At 63.5% G+C, this 17,626-nt stretch carries 16 protein-coding genes; 10 read left to right on the top strand and 6 right to left on the bottom strand.

Annotated elements, in window-relative coordinates; genetic code table 11:
- The first annotated feature begins 145 nt into the window (after nt 1–145).
- The 6 genes from OXG30_07285 to OXG30_07260 all read left to right on the top strand — a co-directional run bounded on the left by OXG30_07285 (nt 146) and on the right by OXG30_07260 (nt 8,279).
- Entirely contained in the window at nt 146–1,681 is a 1,536-nt protein-coding gene (locus OXG30_07285) for a class I SAM-dependent DNA methyltransferase (GenBank protein MCY4134703.1), read from the top strand.
- 533 nt (nt 1,682–2,214) lie between these two features.
- Entirely contained in the window at nt 2,215–2,901 is a 687-nt protein-coding gene (locus OXG30_07280; protein ID MCY4134702.1) for a restriction endonuclease subunit S, read from the top strand.
- Complete coding sequence (locus OXG30_07275; GenBank protein MCY4134701.1) at nt 2,898–6,062, top strand: type I restriction endonuclease subunit R; 3,165 nt, start codon at nt 2,898–2,900, stop codon at nt 6,060–6,062. The genes OXG30_07280 and OXG30_07275 overlap by 4 nt, the downstream gene beginning before the upstream one ends.
- Nucleotides 6,063–6,115: 53 nt before the next feature.
- Complete coding sequence (locus tag OXG30_07270) at nt 6,116–7,426, top strand: ATP-binding protein (GenBank protein ID MCY4134700.1); 1,311 nt, start codon at nt 6,116–6,118, stop codon at nt 7,424–7,426.
- A 3-nt stretch (nt 7,427–7,429) separates the two neighbouring features.
- Nucleotides 7,430–7,912, top strand: a complete 483-nt coding sequence (locus OXG30_07265) for a hypothetical protein (protein MCY4134699.1) — start codon at nt 7,430–7,432, stop codon at nt 7,910–7,912.
- A gap of 79 nt (nt 7,913–7,991) precedes the next feature.
- Nucleotides 7,992–8,279: a hypothetical protein gene (locus OXG30_07260; protein MCY4134698.1), complete on the top strand. Its 288-nt coding sequence runs from the start codon at nt 7,992–7,994 to the stop codon at nt 8,277–8,279.
- A 12-nt stretch (nt 8,280–8,291) separates the two neighbouring features.
- Here OXG30_07260 and OXG30_07255 read toward each other — a convergent pair whose 3' ends face one another.
- Complete coding sequence (locus OXG30_07255; GenBank protein ID MCY4134697.1) at nt 8,292–9,329, bottom strand: beta-eliminating lyase-related protein; 1,038 nt, start codon at nt 9,327–9,329, stop codon at nt 8,292–8,294.
- Between the two features lie 23 nt (nt 9,330–9,352).
- Here OXG30_07255 and OXG30_07250 point away from each other — a divergent pair, with 23 nt between their 5' ends.
- The 4 genes from OXG30_07250 to OXG30_07235 are packed head-to-tail and all read left to right on the top strand — an operon-like array spanning nt 9,353 to nt 13,197.
- A complete protein-coding gene (locus tag OXG30_07250; GenBank protein ID MCY4134696.1) occupies nt 9,353–10,177 on the top strand; it encodes an inositol monophosphatase family protein in 825 nt (274 codons plus the stop codon).
- A gap of 46 nt (nt 10,178–10,223) precedes the next feature.
- Nucleotides 10,224–10,904, top strand: coding sequence for a response regulator transcription factor (locus tag OXG30_07245; GenBank protein ID MCY4134695.1), 681 nt, complete (start codon nt 10,224–10,226; stop codon nt 10,902–10,904).
- 20 nt (nt 10,905–10,924) lie between these two features.
- Nucleotides 10,925–12,382 (top strand): HAMP domain-containing sensor histidine kinase, encoded by a 1,458-nt coding sequence (locus OXG30_07240; GenBank protein MCY4134694.1) that lies wholly within the window; start codon nt 10,925–10,927, stop codon nt 12,380–12,382.
- Nucleotides 12,379–13,197, top strand: coding sequence for a GerMN domain-containing protein (locus OXG30_07235; protein MCY4134693.1), 819 nt, complete (start codon nt 12,379–12,381; stop codon nt 13,195–13,197). Before OXG30_07240 ends, OXG30_07235 begins: the two co-directional genes overlap by 4 nt.
- 39 nt (nt 13,198–13,236) lie before the next feature.
- Here the strand turns inward: OXG30_07235 and OXG30_07230 are convergent, their stop codons facing one another.
- From OXG30_07230 to OXG30_07210, 5 genes are all read right to left on the bottom strand, one after another.
- Nucleotides 13,237–14,268, bottom strand: a complete 1,032-nt coding sequence (locus OXG30_07230) for an ATP-dependent 6-phosphofructokinase (protein MCY4134692.1) — start codon at nt 14,266–14,268, stop codon at nt 13,237–13,239.
- Between the two features lie 13 nt (nt 14,269–14,281).
- Nucleotides 14,282–15,457 (bottom strand): aminotransferase class I/II-fold pyridoxal phosphate-dependent enzyme, encoded by a 1,176-nt coding sequence (locus OXG30_07225; protein ID MCY4134691.1) that lies wholly within the window; start codon nt 15,455–15,457, stop codon nt 14,282–14,284.
- Between the two features lie 30 nt (nt 15,458–15,487).
- Nucleotides 15,488–15,949 (bottom strand): SRPBCC family protein, encoded by a 462-nt coding sequence (locus OXG30_07220; GenBank protein ID MCY4134690.1) that lies wholly within the window; start codon nt 15,947–15,949, stop codon nt 15,488–15,490.
- A complete protein-coding gene (locus tag OXG30_07215; protein ID MCY4134689.1) occupies nt 15,942–16,364 on the bottom strand; it encodes a hypothetical protein in 423 nt (140 codons plus the stop codon). The genes OXG30_07220 and OXG30_07215 overlap by 8 nt, the downstream gene beginning before the upstream one ends.
- A 116-nt stretch (nt 16,365–16,480) precedes the next feature.
- Nucleotides 16,481–17,623: a glycosyltransferase family 4 protein gene (locus tag OXG30_07210; GenBank protein ID MCY4134688.1), complete on the bottom strand. Its 1,143-nt coding sequence runs from the start codon at nt 17,621–17,623 to the stop codon at nt 16,481–16,483.
- Between the last annotated feature and the right edge of the window lie 3 nt (nt 17,624–17,626).

Below are 17,626 nucleotides of genomic sequence, written 5' to 3'. Positions count from 1 at the left end.
GACCACATCAAATGAAAACCATCACGACCGGTTACACAAAAAAACTGACAGACCCATGCGGGTGCGATGCCTGGTGGAGTGAGCCTCGTTTCGGCCAGCGCCAACGAGAGCGGGCAGAATGGTGCGGCTGTTGGAAAGGATCGGCGTGGCGACGGACCTTGGTGAACTTCAGAGGAAGCTGTGGGAGGCGGCGGATCAGCTTCGGGCTAACTCGGGGTTGAAGGCTTCGGAGTATGCGTCGCCGGTGCTGGGGCTCATTTTCTTGCGGTATGCGGATGAGCGGTTTGTCCAGGCCGCGGAGACTGTCGGGTCGGGGTCTGAGCGGCGGCCTATTGGGCCGGAGGACTATCAGGCTGCTGGGGCGCTGTATCTGCCGGAGGAGTCGCGGTTCGAAGGGTTGCTGAATCTTCCTGAGGGTGCTGATGTGGGCAAGGCGGTCAACCAGGCCATGGGCGGGATTGAGAGCTGCAACTCCGATCTTCAGGGGGTGCTGCCGAAGGACTATTCCCGCATTCCCGACGACATCTTGGGCGAGCTGTTGCGGCTGCTGCGGCCTTTACCGGAGGTGATTGAGGGGGACGGGTTCGGGTTGATCTACGAGTACTTCTTGGGGCAGTTCGCCTTCTCGGAGGGCTCGAAGGGCGGGGAGTTCTTCACTCCCACCTCGATTGTGCGGCTCATCGTGGAGATACTGGAGCCGTTCCACGGCAAGATCTACGACCCCGCGTGCGGGTCGGGCGGGATGTTCGTCCAGTCGGCCCATTTTGTAGAGCGGCATCGCCGCGATCCCAGCGCGGAGCTGTCGATTTACGGGCAGGAGAAGACCGGCGACACCGTCAAGCTGGCCAAGATGAACCTCGCCGTCCATGGGCTTGCTGGCGATATCCGGGAGGGCAACACCTACTACGAGGATCTTCACGATTCGGTTGGCGAGTTCGACTTCGTGATGGCCAATCCCCCGTTCAACGTCAACAAGATCGACAAGGCCAAGCTCGAAGACGATCCCCGGTTCCCGTTCGGGCTACCCAAGCCTGACAACGGCAACTACCTGTGGATCCAGACCTTCTACTCCGCCCTCAACCGAGACGGTCGGGCCGGGTTCGTCATGGCCAACTCCGCGTCGGATGCCAGGGGCAGTGAACTTGAGATTCGCCGCAAGCTGATCGAGGACCGCAGCGTCGACGTGATCATCGCCGTCGGCACCAACATGTTCTACACCGTCACCTTGCCCGTGACGCTGTGGTTCCTCGACCGCGGCAAGCAATACACCGACCAAGCCGACCAAGTGCTGTTCATCGATGCCCGAGACATCTACAACCAGATCGACCGGGCCCACCGCGACTGGACACCCCAGCAAATCGAATTCCTTGCCAACATCGTCCGGCTCTGGCGAGGCCAAGAGCCAGAGTTCGACGCAGGAAGCGAGGAATCGCTTGACGAGAGGTTCCCCGAAGGCCCTTATGTCGACGTGGCCGGTCTCTGCGCGACCGCTTCGCTTGAGGAGATCGAAGAACAGGGGTGGAGCTTGAACCCGGGAAGATACATCGCCGCCCCGAGCCTGATTGACCAGGTGAAACTGGATCAAGTGTTGCCCGCTCTATCGCAGGAATTCGCCCGGCTCTCAGCTGAGGCGGAAGAGCTTTCAGAGGGCGTCCGACGATCACTTGAACTATCAACATGACGCCGTTGTCCGAGTTGTGCACCGAAATCGTGGATTGCGAACACAAGACAGCTCCAAAGACAGACGATTTAGTCAGCTATCCCCTGGTTCGAACAACAGACATCGGACGGGGTCGTATTGACCTGACAGGCGCACACCGAGTCGATGCAGTGATTTACGCGGAGTGGACTCGTCGTGCCGAACCCCAACCAGGTGATCTCATACTCGCACGAGAGGCGCCTGTGGGAAATGTGGGTCTGATCACACCAGGGATGGAGCCAGTGCTAGGGCAGCGAACGGTCTTGATCAGACCTGACGAGGAGAAGGTAGATCCTCAATTTCTGACTTATCGACTCTTGGCGCATGACATCCAACATTGGATGAGCGGGGTAGCAAATGGAGCAACGGTTCCACACCTAAACATGGAAGACATCCGAGCACTACCTATTCCGGAACTGCCTCCGTTGCAGGCGCAAAGACACATAGGGGCGAGGCTGTCGGCATTTGACGATCTGATTGAGAACAATCGGCGGCGGATTGAGATTTTGGAGGAGATGGCTCGGTTGTTGTATCGGGAGTGGTTTGTGTACTTCCGGTTTCCGGGGCATGAGGATGTCGTGCTGGTTGACTCCGACCTCGGCCCGATCCCCGAGGGGTGGGAGGTGTCTCTGCTGGCCGAGGCTTGTTCACTCGTCATGGGCCAGTCACCAAAGTCTGAGTACTACAACGAGACTGGAGAAGGACTCCCATTCCATCAGGGCGTGACGGACTTCGGACAGCGGTTCCCAACTCACTCCAAATGGACGACAGTGGACAATCGGGTGGCCGAGGCCGGGGACATCTTGTTCAGCGTCAGGGCTCCTGTCGGCCGCATCAATGTGGCTTCTGACCGTCTCGTCGTCGGCCGAGGCCTCAGCGCTATCCGAGCCCTGGATGGCAACCAGAACTTCCTGCTGTTGCAGTTGAAGGACAAGTTCGCCGTCGAGGATTCGATTGGGGGTGGGACAATCTTCAACGCCGTCACCAAGAGTGACATGGAGTTGATCCAGCTGCTGAAGCCGCCCTGCTCCGTCATCGTAGCCTTTGAGGCTGTGGCTGCTCCGATGGCCGACTTGATAGCGAATCTCTCTCAACAGAACGTCATTTTGCGCGAGGCCCGTGATCTGCTGTTACCGCGCTTGGTGTCCGGGGAGCTGGATGTGTCGGAGTTTGATTTGGGGTTGGAGGCTGTGGGGGCGTGAGTCCTGGGCGGCTGAGTGAGGACGCCTTGGTGGAGCGGCCGGCGATGCGGTTGTTGTCGGAGTTGGGTTGGGAGGTGGTGGACGGGTTCGACGAGAACCTTGGACCGGCGGGGACGCTGGGGCGAGACTCCCAGTCTGAGCCGGTGCTGGGCTATCGGCTCAGTGATGCGCTGCTTGTTTTGAATCCTGGTGTGCCACAGTCGGCGTTGGACAAAGCGGCCGAGCAGTTGAAACAGGACCGTTCGGCGATGGATCGGGTTCGAGCCAATCGGGAGGTCTATGGCCTGTTGCGGGAGGGGGCGAAAGTGGAGGTCGCCGACGACGATGGTGAACGCCAGATGGTGACGGTGCGGTTGGTTGATTGGGATCGCGTTTCGGCCAATGACTGGTTGGCGGTTTCGCAGTTCTGGATCTCTGGTGACATGTACAACCGTCGGGCCGATGTGGTGTTGTTCGTCAACGGCATTCCGCTGGTGCTGGTGGAGTTGAAGGTGTCGCACAAGAACGTCCGCGACGCCTTCGACGGGAATTTGCGGGACTATCGGGACGCGGTTCCGCACTTGTTCTGGTTCAACGCGTTCGTGATGCTCTCGAACGGGGCGGACACGCTGGTCGGGTCCACGTTCGCCGATTGGGGGCATTTCGCCGAATGGAAGAAGATCGACTCGGAGGGCGAGCAGGGAATCGTGTCGCTGGAGACCGCTCTGCGGGGGACTTGTCAGCCGCAGCGTTTGTTGGATCTGGTGGGGAACTTCATCGCGTTCATGGAGCGGCCGGGCGGATTGGTGAAGGCGTTGGCCAAGAACCACCAGTTTCTCGGGGTGAACAACTCACTGGAGGCGCTGAGGGAGGTGGGCCGGCGGGAGGGCCGGTTGGGGGTGTTTTGGCACACGCAGGGGTCGGGCAAGTCGTTGTCGATGTTGTGGTTCACCCAGAAGGTGCTGCGAAAAGAGTCCGGCAACTGGACGTTTGTGATGGTCACCGACCGCGCCGAGCTCGACGATCAACTTTACGGGGATTTCGCCGATTGCGGAGTGATCACCGCCGGCCAGCGGGTCCACGCCGAGACGTCGGCTCATCTGCGCGAGCTTTTAGGCCAAGATCACCGGTATGTGTTCACGCTGATCCACAAGTTCATCCCGCCGGAGCGGGGCCAGCAGATGCCGGTGCTGTCGGAGCGGGACGACATCGTGGTTATCACCGACGAGGCGCATCGCTCCCAATACGACACGCTGGCGGCCAACATGCGCTTGGCGCTGCCCAGCGCGTCGTTCATCGGGTTCACCGGCACACCGCTGATCGCCGGGGAGGAGGAGACTCGGCGGGTGTTCGGCGACTATGTGTCGATCTACAACTTCCGCGACTCCATCGCCGATGGCGCCACCGTTCCGCTGTTCTATGAGAATCGCATTCCCGAACTCCAGTTGGTCAACGACGACTTCGACGAAGAGCTTGAAGACCTCCTGGAAGCCGCCGCGCTCGACAATGCCCAAGAGAAGGCGGTGGCCCGCCAGTTTTCCCGGCAATACCAGCTGATCACCCGCCCGCAGCGCCTCGAAGAGATCGCGGCGGACTTGGTCCGCCACTTCGTCAACCGGGGATTTCGAGGCAAGGCGATGTACGTGGCCATCGGCAAGGCCACCGCGGTAAGGATGTACGACCTGGTCGAAGCCGAATGGGCCCGCTACCAGGTCGAGCTCGAGGCCGAGCTGGCCGACACGCCCGAGCCGGGGCGCGCCCATTTGGAGTCGCTCATCGAGTTCATGGCCACCACCGACATGGCCATGGTCGTGTCACAGGCCCAAAACGAGGTGGCCGACATGGCCGCCGCCGGGCTCGGCATCGCAAAACATCGCAAACGCATGGTCCAAGAAGACCTCGACTCCAAGTTCAAAGACCCCGACGACCCGTTCCGCCTGGTGTTCGTCTGTGCCATGTGGCTCACCGGATTCGACTCGCCGTCAACCTCCACGGTGTACCTCGACAAGCCGATGCGCAACCACGCCCTGATGCAGACCATCGCACGGGCCAACCGGGTGTTCCCCGACAAGGACAACGGCCTCATCGTCGACTACGTGGGCGTGTTCCGAAACCTGGAGAAAGCCCTCGCCATCTACGGCGCCGACCACGCCGGAACAAGCCTCGACAACGACGGACTCGAAGTCGACCCGCCCATCCGGCCCAAGACCGACCTGATCGCCGAACTGCAAGCCGCGCTGGGCGAAGTCGACGATTTCTGCGACAACCACGACATCGGCCTCGCCGAACTGGAGGTCGCTCAGGGCTTCGAGTTCATCGCCCTGCAACAGGCCGCCGTCGAGGCGCTGCTGGTCGACGAACAGACCCGCCGCACCTACGTAGCGCTGGCCCGGCGAGCCCGAAAAACCTTCAAGGCCCTGCTGCCCGACCCCGAGGCCATGGCCGTGGCCCACAAGGTGGCAGTGATCCGCACCATCGCCTCCAAGATCGAGTCATCCACCGAGGCCCCCGACATCTCCGGAGTGATGGAGTCAGTGTCAGAACTGCTTGATCGTTCCGTAGCCGCCAACGAGTACATCATCGGTACCGGCGACGCCGACCCGCTCATCGACTTGAACCAGCTCGACTTCGAACAGCTCATCTTGAGCTTCGGCGGGCGCAGGCGGACCGCCGCCAAAGCTATCGAGAAGAACATCGAAGCGCGCCTTGACGAAGCCGTGCGCAAGAACCCCACCCGCCTCGACCTCGCCGAACAGTTCCGACAACTCATCGACGAGTACAACGCCGGAACCTACAACCTCGAAGAACTCCTCCGACGGCTCAAGGCCATCAACGACGAGCTCACCGCCGAAGAGCAACGCGCCGTTCGGGAGGACTTGAGCGAGGCCGAGTTGGCGATCTACGACCTGCTCACCAAACCCGAACCGGACTTGACCAAAGCTGAGGCCCGCACGGTCAAGGGTGCAGCCCGAAAGCTGCTGAAGCATGTCGAGGAGAAACTCGTCCTCGACTGGAAACGCAAACAGCAAACCCGCTCAGCCGTCAGAGTTACCGTGCGCAATGTGCTCGACAACGAACTCCCCGACGTCTACGAGCGGGAACTCTTCGACCGCAAAGTCAACGCCGTCTACGAACACATCTACACCAGCTATCACAACAACGGGGAGTCGGTGTATAGCTGACCGCACCCGTAGCGTGGGCAGGAGACCGAGGCTCCGCGGGTAGGCTGGCCCGCGTGCCAGCCACCTTGAGGGAACTGCGCCTCCCCGCATTCAAGAACATGAGGAAGACGAGCATTCCGCTCAGTCCTCTCACCCTACTCGTGGGGCGCAACGGCAGCGGCAAGTCGAACATCCTTGACGCTCTTGCTGTCTTGTCCGCGCTGGCCAGCGGTGCCACGCTTCGGGATGCCCTCGACGGAGGCCGCTCAGGACCCCTGGTACGCGGTGGATCCGAGGGGTGCGCGCCGATTGGCAGCGATTCGTTTTCGGTCGGTTGTTCAGTGGTCATCAACCGAGTCCCCTATTACTTGGATCTGAAGATCTCGGTACGTCCGTCAGTGCAGATCCTCAGCGAGAGGCTGTGGACCATTCGCCGCGGCGGTCCTCGACGCGGCGAACCCCAGGACTTGTTGAAAACAGATCCACCCCGACCCGACTCGGGCGACATCGAGGCGCGATGGGATAACGGTAAGCAGGGCCGGAATCCAGCAATCACTTTTAGGGCCTCACAGATGCTGACCGCGCAGGTGGCGACTCGTGTGCCTGAGAAATCGCAAGCGGGTCGCCATGTTCGAAGGATCGCCGAAGATATGGTTGCGGCGCTTTCAAGCGTCTTTATTCTCGACCCAGTGCCACACCAGATGCGTGAGTACCACCCTGAGAAGGACGTACACCTTCGAAGGAATGCAGAAAACCTATCGCCAGTGCTGGCAAATCTTCTCAAAGATGACGCGACCCGCTCGGTACTGCTCGACATGATCGGCTCGCTCTATGAAGCCCAAGTCTCAGAGATGAATGCTGTGACCAGCGATCTCGGGGACGTGATGGTCACAATCCAGGAGCGGGTCGGATCAAAAGAACAACAGACCCCGGCTCGGCTGATGAGCGACGGCACTTTGCGCTTTCTCGCAATTGCCGCAGCGCTTCTCGACCTCTCACAACAGAACGGTGATTCAGAAGCAGCTAGCAGCGGAGGACGAACGCTTGTCATCGAGGAGATCGAGAGCGGCCTGCACCCATCCCAAGCCGCGGTGCTCCTCAACCAGCTCAAGGCAGCAACAAAAGGCGGCGTTCGCACCCTAGCCACTACTCATAGCCCTGCAATCCTCGATGCGCTGGATGGATCAGACCACTCAAGCGTTGTCGTTTGCAGCCTCGGTTCCGATGGATGGGGCAAAGCAACGACCCTCACCGACTTCCCCGACTATTTCGAGGTCGTGGGACGCTCGCCGCTGGGCACTGCGGTGGTTCGGGACCAACTTCGCCCTGGTGACGGCGCTTCCGAAGACAGCCATTCGCTGGTAGACGTTTTAGGGCTCCGCTAGAGCATGGCCCGTCTGCACATAGGGCTCGTCGATACATCGGTCATTCTCCGACTCATAGGCAAGGACGGTGATGATCACGCCAGAGAAGCAGCTGACGAGTTTGACGCACGGCGCTCTCAAGGCCAGCGGTTAGTCCTTACCGTGACCGCTCTTATCGAAGCTGGAAACCACATCGCCCAACAGAAGACCGGTCGACGCAGTCTTGCTGTGCAGTTGGCGAAGCTCATCAAGGCTGCGAATAGGCCAGATGCTCCATGGATCGTCCCTGAAACCACATTGGACAGGGGGTTTGTCGACGAGCTGTTAGAGGGCAATTCGACGGGATCCGATCTCGTTACCCTCGTTGGCGATGGGCGGCTGGGTTCCGGAGATGTGGCAATACTTGTCGAACGGGATCGATTGCAGCAGAAGACGGCCAACACAAGTGTCGAGGTGTGGACGCTCGACGATGAATTGCAGGCACACAGCAGGCGTCGCCCCTCATAGAGGCGAGGATGTCGAGCCACCTATTTCACGGCCCAGCCCCAACACGAATACTGGCTGATCGCCCCCATAACATGGGCGGATGGTCGATCCGGCTTCGCCCGAGGAGCGCTCGGCGCTGCCCCCGAAGGAGGCACGCTGGTTGGCGTTTGCCGCGATTTTGGTCGGGGGGCTGTGCGGGGGGCTGATCGGATTCGCCTATATCGACCTCCAGTGCGAGGGCAATTGCGGGTTGTGGACCGGGCTTGGTGCTTTGGTGGGTGCAGTAGCGGGAGCGGTGGGATTGGCCGTAGTGGCGATTTTGACGCTACGGGCCATGGACGAGTGGCACCGCTTCGGCGGCCGCCGCCAAGACCGGGGTGACTACTAGGCAAAATCCCAATTAAGCGGGAGCAGAGGCAACGGCCGCGACGGCTCGGTCAATGTCAGCGTCGTCCACGTCCAAATGGGCCACGAAGCGAACGATGCCCGGTGCCAGCAGCCCGGCTCGTACTCCAGCCTGCTGCAGGTGATCCAGCAGGCCGAGGGAATCCGAATGGCGGAAGGCCACGACGTTGGTGAACGGGCGCCCGCAGGTGGCCTCGGCCTCTCCCAGGCGAGCGCCCGGCCACCGCTCAGCCACCACCTCGCCGAGTCGCTGGGCCCGGGCGTGGTCGTCGGCCAGTCGATCGATGTGATGGTTCAGGGCGTACAGCCCCCCGGCGGCAATGACCCCGGCCTGGCGCATGGCCCCGCCCAACCTCCGCCGGTGCAGTCGGGCCTCAGCCATCAGATCACCGGGCCCGGCCAGAAGCGAGCCCACCGGTGCCCCCAGCCCCTTGGATACACACGACATGACCGTGGTCGCAGGGCTGGCCAAATCCTCGGCAGTGGTCCCCAAGGCCACGGCGGCGTTGAACAGGCGGGCGCCGTCCAGATGCACGGGCGGCCCCAATGCGGCAGCCCTGGCCAGTTCACTGCTGCCGATGGCCAGACCACCGGAGGACAGATGGGTGTTCTCCAGGCAGATCAGCGACACCGGGGGCCAAAATCCTCCGCTTCCGGCCGCCGCCGCCTCGGCGGCAGCCTCGGTGTCGACCACACCGCCGGCGTCATCAACAGCGTAGATCTGAAAGGCGTTGTTCAGCCCGGCCGCACCGCTCTCGTAGGACATCAAGTGCTGGCGGCGGCCCACCACCACGTTGCTGCCCGCCGTTCCGTGCAGCCGCAGGGCGATCTGGTTGCCCATCGTGCCCGACGGCACGTATACCGCAGCCGGTTTGCCCGTCAGTTCGGCAAACCGCTCTTCCAAGCGGTTGACCGTGGGATCTTCTCCGTAGCGGTCGTCGCCCACCGGCGCCGAAGCCATGGCCTGCCTCATGGCCTCGGTGGGCTGGGTGAGCGTGTCCGATCTAAGGTCCACCACGCCGCTATTTGTCACGGCGACCAGCGTAGAGTCTCTGTGTGCCAGAACCTGAAGCATCGCCCACGCCGTCAATTCCTGCGTGGGACCATCTGGAGAAGCTGGCGGCTGAGGCCGCTGAAGTGGCGGCTTCGCTGCTGCGGGCCGAATCCAGAGCCGAGCTCCAGATTTCAGCCAAGTCGTCGCGTACCGACCTGGTGACCGACATGGACGTGGCCTGCGAGGCCGCAATTGTGGAATTCCTGACCTCCCGCCGGCCCGACGACGCAGTGATGGGCGAGGAGGGCACGGGCCGCGACGGCACCAGCGGCGTGCGCTGGATCATCGACCCCATCGACGGCACGGTGAACTTCGTCTACGGCCATGTCGGTTTCGGGGTGTCGGTGGCTGCGGAGGCCGACGGCCAGATCGTCGCCGGCGCGGTGGTCGACCCGGTATTGGGCGAGACGTTCACCGCGCACCGGGGCGGCGGTGCTCGGCTCAACGGACGGCCGACCTTTGTCCGCCCCGACGGAGACCCCGCACTGGCCCTAGTGGCCACCGGGTTCTCGTACGCTCACGACCGGCGGCCGCGCCAGGCCGAAGTGCTCAAAGAGCTGCTTCCGCTCATCGGCGACATCCGCCGAGTGGGCGGGGCCGCTGTCGATTTGTGCTCGGTGGCCTGCGGCCGGGTGGATGCCTTCTTCGAAGTGGGGCTGAATCCGTGGGACTATGCCGCGGGAGTGCTGATCTGCGAAGAGGCCGGCGCAATCGTCCAAGACCTCAACGGCGGTCCACCCAGCAGCGAGTTTGTGTTCGCTGCCGCCCCCGCGGTGGCCGAGACCCTGCTGAAACTGCTGCAAGATGCCGAAGCCGACCGACTATGAGCTCCCCCGCCACGCATTTGAGCTGAAAATCAGGCACCATTTCAGGGTGGGAACTCGCATCCTGGCCATTGAGGACGACGAGAGGATCCGAACTGCGGTCCGCCTTGCCCTCGAAGACGAGGGTTGGGACGTTCTGGAGGCGGCCAACGGGCAGGATGCCTTCGACGCGTTCTCGGAGTCGCCAGCCGACGTCGTCCTCATCGACATCATGCTCCCTGATATCGACGGCTTCGAGGTATGCCGCACCATTCGCCGCTCCAGCGACGTTCCCATAATCATGGTCACGGCCCGAGCCGACACCCATGATGTGGTAGCTGGCCTTGAAGCGGGGGCGGACGACTACCTGACCAAGCCCTTCGCTCCCAAAGAGCTCTCCGCCCGCATCCGCGCCCTGTTGCGCCGAGTCCGAACCACCGACACCACCATGACCGAGATGCGCTTCGGACGGCTGGAGATCATGCCCGAACAAGGGGTGGTGACCATCAACGGCGAAGAGGCCCACCTCACCAAGACGGAGTTCCGCCTTCTGGTCGAGCTGGCCAGCAACTCCGGCAAAGTGCTCAGCCGAGAAGTGCTTCTCGAGCGGGTGTGGGACCTCGGGTACTTCGGCGACGGCCGACTAGTGGACGTACACATCCGACGGCTGCGCACCAAGATCGAGACCGACCCGGCCAACCCGCGTTACGTGGTCACCGTTCGCGGCCTGGGGTACAAGCTCCAGGCTTAGAGGCTAGGGGCAGCGCGTCGATGTCCTGGCTCGAAGGGGGTGCCGCGGCCCGCAATCTGGGGTTTTTCTCCCGCATCTGGCACCGGACGGGCTCGCGGGCTCGCCGGCTGCGGCTCCGCACTCGCATCATCCTGGCTCTGGTGCTGACCACCCTGCTGCTGTCGGCGCTGCTCAGCGTGACGGTGTTCGCGCTGACCCGCCAGAACCTGCTCAACGGACGAGAGAATGACGCCCTGGCCACGGTGGGCTTCAACGCCTCGGTGGTGAACCGCCGCCTCAGCCCCGACATCGAGTCCGAGGCCCTCCAGAACCTGGTCAGCACGCTGGCCACCCCCGAGGGTTCTCGCCCAGTCCTGCGGGTGGGCAGCGACTGGTTCCAGCCGTCCTTCGAGTTTGAGCAGGGCGACATCGACGAGCGGCTCCGCCGAACGGTAGAGGGCGGAACGCCAGCGCGCATGCGCTACCGGGTCAGGGACAAGCCCTTCTTGGTGATCGGCATCCCCATCCCAGGCCACAACGCCTCCTACTACGAGGCCACACCGCTGGATGAGATCGAAGACACACTGGGCTCTCTGGGGCTGATCCTGGCCAGCGCGGGCGGGGGTGTGACCTTGGCCTCCGCCGGGGTGGGCTTCTGGGCCAGCCGCCGTCTGCTGCGGCCGCTGGTAGACATCGGCGAGGCGGCCCAGTCCATCGCCCGGGGCGACCTCAGCACCCGGCTGGAGGCTGGGGCCGCCCGGGAGCTGGTTGCGCTCACCGACTCATTCAACGAAATGGTGGGCGCACTCCAAGACCGGATTGCCCGCGATGAGCGATTCGCTTCCGAGGTGAGCCACGAGCTGCGGTCGCCACTGATGACTCTGACCGCCTCATTGGAAGTCATGAACACCCGCCGGGCCGAACTGCCGGAGCGAGCTCGGACTGCCCTTGACCTGCTGACTGAGGACGTCGACCGCTTCGAGCACCTGGTGGAGGACTTGTTGGAGATCTCCCGATTCGATGTGGGTACCGCAGAGCTCGATCTGGACGCGTTCAACTTGCTTGAGTTCGTGGAGAATGCGGTGTCGGCCACCAGCCAAGTAGAGATTCCCATTGTCTGCGACCTGGTCACCGCTCGAACCAGAGTACGGGCCGATAAGCGGCGCTTGATGCAGGTCATCGACAACCTGTTGAGCAACGCGCAGAAATACGCCGGAGGAGCCACCAGAATCACGCTCGGCCACCAGATGAGGGAGGTAGTGATCGCGGTAGACGACTCCGGTCCCGGTGTGGCCGACGATGAGAAGGAGCACATCTTCGACCGCTTCTCCCGGGGCCGCCAGACCGTCGAGCGGGGAACCACCACCGGGGTGGGCCTGGGACTGGCGCTAGTCGCCGAGCACGTTCGGCTCCATGAAGGCCGCGTCTGGTGCGAGGATCGTCCCGACGGTCAGCCGGGAACCAGATTCGTTGTCCAACTTCCCATAGCCGTGCCATGACCAGGCCAATCACCTTCCTACGCCGGCGAGCACCTTGGGGTGCAATTCCCCTGCTGGCCATTGCTCTACTGGTGGCCACTGCCTGCTCGGTGCCCGAGGACAGTCGTCCCCGCACCGTGGATTACTCGCGGCTTCCCGATGTACTGGCCGCGCCAACCGAATCGCCTGAGCCGACGCCGCTCATCACCCAAGAAGTGCTCATCTACCTGATCGACGAGAACAACCTGCTGTCACCCGTCGTGCGCAATGTGGCCAGCCCGGCCCGGCCCATAGCAGTGTTGGACGCCCTGTTCTCTGCCCCCAACGAAGCTGAGTCCGAACAGGCCCTGTCCACTGCCCTGCCGGCCGACGTCGAGGTGGCGGCGGTGAACGTTGACCAGTCCAGCGACCTGGTGACCGTGGCGTTGGAGTCCGAGGTATTCGAAGAGCGCCTAGAGGGCGAGAATCGCCAGCTCGCGGTAGCCCAGCTGGTGTTCACCGCCACCGAGAACACCAGCTCGACCCGATTCTCGCTGCTATTGAACGACAATCCTGTGCCGCTTCCCACCGACAGCGGGGAGAGCGACTTGCCCGTTACCCGGGACGACTTCTACTCGCTGGATCCTGAATACCAGCCGGAGCCCACTCCCGAGCCCACGCCGACCGAGACCCTTGCGCCGACGCCACCGCCCGAGACTCCCACTGCGCCGCCAGCGACTCCGGCGCCCACACCGACAACCACGCCCATAGCCGTGGCGACCCCGACCCCTGAACCCACCCCGACCCTGCCGCCCGGACTACCCCCAGACTTCAGACTGGATTTCGGCAACAACTAGCCGCCGGTGGCGGTCGTCGGCGCCTAGCGGTCAGTGCAGTTAGGGGAAGAAGGCTCGGGCCACCTCATAGAGAGCGGGGCTGACCGGCTTCAGCTCGGCCACCGCGTCGGCCAGCCGCACTCGGGCCATCTCGCCGTTTTGGAAGGCCACCATCGACCCCCAGTCGCTGTCGTGGACCGCGTCGATGGCCGCGATGCCGTACCAAGAGCACAGAACTCGGTCGAATGCAGAGGGGGTGCCACCCCGTTGGATGTGGCCCAGCACGGTGACTCTGGTGTCGAATCCGGTTCGGGCTTCGATCTCCGCGGCCACTAGCTGGCCGATTCCCCCCAGCCGGACATGGCCGAATTCATCGATTTCCGGCTCGGGCAGCTTCAGAGTGCCCTCTTTGGGCCGAGCTCCCTCGGCTATCACCACGATGGACGCCCACCGGCCCCGCTGGTGGCGCCGAGTGATGGCTTCTGCTACCGAGTCGATGTCGAAGGGCTCTTCGGGAATCAAGGTGAGGGTGGCCCCTCCGGCGATGCCGGCCCAGGTGGCGATATGCCCCACATTGCGGCCCATTACCTCTACCACCATCACCCGGTCGTGCGATTCCGCGGTGGTGTGCAGCCGGTCGATGGCCCCGGTGGCGATCTCCACCGCGGTGTCGAAACCGAAGGTGAGCTCAGTGAGCCCGATGTCGTTGTCGATGGTCTTGGGCACGCCGACCACTTTGGCTGCGCCTGCCTCGTACACCCCCACACCCGCCGACAGGGTTCCCTCGCCACCGATGACGATCAGCGCCTCGGTGCCGGTGGACTCCATGGTGGCCCGCACTCGTTCGATCCCGTCGTCATACATTCGGGGAGACATCCGGGATGTGCCCAACACCGTGCCGCCCCGGGGCAGGGTTCCCCGCATGTACTCCACGTCCACTTCGATGAATTCGCCCTCGAGCACCCCCCGCCAGCCGTCCAGAAAGCCGATCACGGAGTCGCCGTAGTAGCGCTCGGCCTTGCGCACGATGGCCCGGATCACGGCGTTCAAACCCGGGCAGTCACCTCCCCCGGTCAAAAGGCCAACTCTCATGGGAAGCTTGCTCCTAATCCAGCTTGGCCAGCGATTGGCGCAGCTGGCGGACGGCCTGCGCCGTGCGCTGCTCATTCTCGATCAGCGCAAACCTCACGTGGCCCTCCCCGCCGGGGCCGAACCCCACCCCAGGAGACACCGCCACCCGGGCGTCTTTGACCAACCAGGAGGCGAACTCCACCGACCCCATCTCCCGATAGGACTCGGGGATCTTGGCCCACACGAACATGGTCCCTTTGGGCGGCTCCACCTCCCACCCCATGCGGTTCAGCCCCGAGCACAAGGCATCGCGGCGACTCTGGTAGATGTCACATACCTCCTTGGGATGGCCGGGCGCCTCGTTGAGGGTCACGGTGGCCGCGATCTGGATGGGCTGGAAGGTGCCGTAGTCCAAGTAAGACTTGAGCTTGCCCAGCGCCGCCACTACCTGGGGATTGCCCACCATGAACGCCACCCGCCAACCGGCCATGGAGAACGACTTGGTCATGGAATAGAGTTCGACCGCCACGTCTTTGGCGCCTTCCACCTGCATGATGGACGGCGGCAGGTAGCCGTCGTAGCCCAAGTCGGCGTAGGCGAAATCGTGGACCAACAGCACATCGTGCTCTTTGGCGAAAGCCACCACGCCAGCCATGAACTCCAAGTCAACGCAGGCGGTGGTGGGGTTGTGGGGAAACGAGAGCACGATGATGCGGGGCTTCGGCCAGGAGTAGCGCCAGCGCTCCTGCATCGTCCCGAAGAAGTCGGTGCCGGTGCTCAACGGGATCTCCCGCACCTCTGCTCCGGCAAACAGCGGGGCATACAGGTGGATCGGATAGGAGGGCGAAGGAACCAGGGCGGCGTCGCCGGGCTGGAGCAGGGTCCACATGAGATGGGAAAACCCCTCTTTGGCCCCGATGGTATTGATCACCTCGGTATCGGGATCGAGATACACCCCGAACCGCCGGGCGTAGTACCCGGCGATTGCCTCACGCAGCTTGGGGATGCCCCGGCTGGCCGAGTAACGGTGGTTGCGGGGGTTGCGGGTGGCTTCCGCCAGCTTCTCCACCGCGATGTCCGGCGACGGGAGGTCGGGGTTGCCGAATCCCAGGTCGATGATGTCGTGGCCGGCCCGGCGGCCCTCCACCTTCAGTTCGTTGATAATGGTGAAGACATAGGGGGGCAGGTTGTTGATCCGGCGGAACTCCACGGGTCCAATCTACTTTCTGAGGGGGCAAATTCAGAGGAGTTTCCCGGCGCCCAATTCGGCTCGGAGGCGCAGGTTCTCCAACGCGGTCTCCATGATTCGCGCCTCGGCCCTGCGCTTTACGAAACCGGGCAGCGGCATCACCATCTGGACGGCGAGGTGATAGGAGACCTCGGTGCGTTCCGGCTCGCCGGGCACCGCATTGAAGCAGTATTCCCCGTCGAGGCGCCGGGTCAAGTCCCCTTGCACCAATCGCCAGGACACCCGCAGGGGGTTGGATCCGTAGTAGTACTCCAGCAAGTAGTTGGTGCTGCGGCCCATGGCCGCGGCCCGAAACGACACCAAGCCGCCCCGGCCGTCGTCGTCCCGTCGGACTATCTCGACCTGCTTCACCTCGGTGGCCCACTCGGGATAAGACTCGAAATCGCACACCACCTCGAAGCAGCGCGCGGGCGACGCCTCAATGGTGATGCTCTTGGTGGCCTGGTCAAACATCGTCACCGTTCCTGCTGGGATCGCCGCGTTCTGAAGTTTCGCCGTCAGGGAGCCGCGGTGGGAATGTCCCGTGTCTGGCACCCCATGCGCCGGACAAGCCCAGCGCATAGACAGGTACCAGGATACCGAACGCGGACGCGGTAAACGGGCGCACCGAGGCTGCGGCCAAGGCCACCACCAATTGCACAGCCAGAGCCGCCATCATCGAGAGGCGCACTGAGCGGGGGGCGCAGCCGGCCAGGAAATAGAGGCCCCCCACCCCGATCAATTCGTATCGGCTGCGCTGCACGGCCCGCTGGAAAGCCCAGAGCATGGCCCAGCACCCGATTGCCAGCAGCCCGAGCGACACCACTGCTATGGGCACCGCCATCGGATCGGGAAAGGCGGTGGTGAGTATGGCAATGGCTGTGAACACCCAGGTACCCGCCCAGCAGGCTTGGAGGAAGGCCGGGCCCTCGACTTCCCGTGGCACCAACCGATCTCGCCAAGACAATGGAATCACTCACCCCGCGAGGCGACCGCGCCGCGCCATCAACGTTTCCTTCGGCGGGCGATGACCTCGGCTATCACGGTCCGAAGCCGCTCGGCCATGTGGTCATAGGAGAACTCGGCCACTGCCCTCAGCCGGCTCTCCAAGCCCATCCGCTGAAGGCGAACCCGATCCGACAGCAGGGTGTCTAGACACGCAGTCACTGCGTCCAGTTGACTGGGCTTCTGCACCACCAGTCCGGTTCGGCCATGCTCCACCGCCTCAGCCGCTCCCCCGCTGTCTCCGGCAAGTTGCGGCACGCCGGCGGCCGCGGCCTCCAAGAACACGATGCCGAACCCCTCCTGCTCCAGGCCTCCCCAGCGCTGACGGCACACCATGGCGAACACGTCGGCACAGCCATAGAGGTCGGGCAGATCCGAATCGGCCACCCGATCCAGCAGGCGGGCCGGTGCGCCCGTGCTCCCGATGATCCGATCCAATCGGGCCCGGTCCCGACCGGCCCCGGCCACGGCCAGGGTGAGCCCCGGATGGCGGTCGGCCAGCCGGGCCGATGACGCAATCAGCACATCCATGCCCTTACGGGGCACCAGCCGGCTGATCGAGACCACCACCGGAGCGTCGACCGGAAGCCCGAACCGCAGGCGGGCCGCCCGCCGCTGGGCCGCGTCCAACGGCTTGAATCGGTCGACATCGACCCCCGGCGGCACGATCACCGCGGGTAGCGGCCCACCGGCGGCCCTCTCGGCCTCAATCACCGAATACCGTCCGGCAGTGATAACCACCTCGGCACCCCGCAGCACTTTGCCCAGCACCTGCTTGGTGCCTGGAAGGCGACCGGGAACGGTCACCTCGGCACCGTGAAGAATCACGCCGTAGGGATGGGGCAGGCGGGGAGCAAGCGCTCCCAGTGGAATCGCAGGGTCGTAGAGCACCAATTCTGCGCCGATCTCTTCCCCCAGATCGGTGATCTCTTCGGCCATCTCCTGGGTTGGCAGAAGGAATTGGCGAGGCGACCGGACCACCCGGTGGTCTTGGCGAGCATCCCACTCGGCATCTCCCGGATGAGAGCGGGTCAACACGCAGACGTCGGCAGGCGGCAGTCGGCGCCACAGCTCCCACAGATAGTTCTGGATGCCCCCCAATTTGGGGGGATAGTCGTTGGTTACCAACAGGTGCCGAGGCATAGC

The organism is bacterium (genome assembly GCA_026708015.1).
In the GTDB taxonomy this organism is placed as follows: domain Bacteria; phylum Actinomycetota; class Acidimicrobiia; order Acidimicrobiales; family Bin134; genus Poriferisocius.
The sequence above is the reverse complement of the archived record's forward strand: the minus strand, read 5'-3'. Positions and strand labels throughout refer to the sequence as shown.

What these genes read in the sequence shown, in the direction of transcription:
- OXG30_07280 (MCY4134702.1), top strand. Translation starts at nt 2,215, where the DNA reads ATGGCTCGGTTGTTGTATCGGGAGTGGTTTGTGTACTTCCGGTTTCCG.
- OXG30_07265 (MCY4134699.1), top strand. Translation starts at nt 7,430, where the DNA reads ATGGCCCGTCTGCACATAGGGCTCGTCGATACATCGGTCATTCTCCGA.
- OXG30_07260 (MCY4134698.1), top strand. Translation starts at nt 7,992, where the DNA reads ATGGTCGATCCGGCTTCGCCCGAGGAGCGCTCGGCGCTGCCCCCGAAG.
- OXG30_07240 (MCY4134694.1), top strand. Translation starts at nt 10,925, where the DNA reads ATGTCCTGGCTCGAAGGGGGTGCCGCGGCCCGCAATCTGGGGTTTTTC.
- OXG30_07235 (MCY4134693.1), top strand. Translation starts at nt 12,379, where the DNA reads ATGACCAGGCCAATCACCTTCCTACGCCGGCGAGCACCTTGGGGTGCA.
- OXG30_07230 (MCY4134692.1), bottom strand. Translation starts at nt 14,268, where the DNA reads ATGAGAGTTGGCCTTTTGACCGGGGGAGGTGACTGCCCGGGTTTGAAC.
- OXG30_07220 (MCY4134690.1), bottom strand. Translation starts at nt 15,949, where the DNA reads ATGTTTGACCAGGCCACCAAGAGCATCACCATTGAGGCGTCGCCCGCG.
- OXG30_07210 (MCY4134688.1), bottom strand. Translation starts at nt 17,623, where the DNA reads ATGCCTCGGCACCTGTTGGTAACCAACGACTATCCCCCCAAATTGGGG.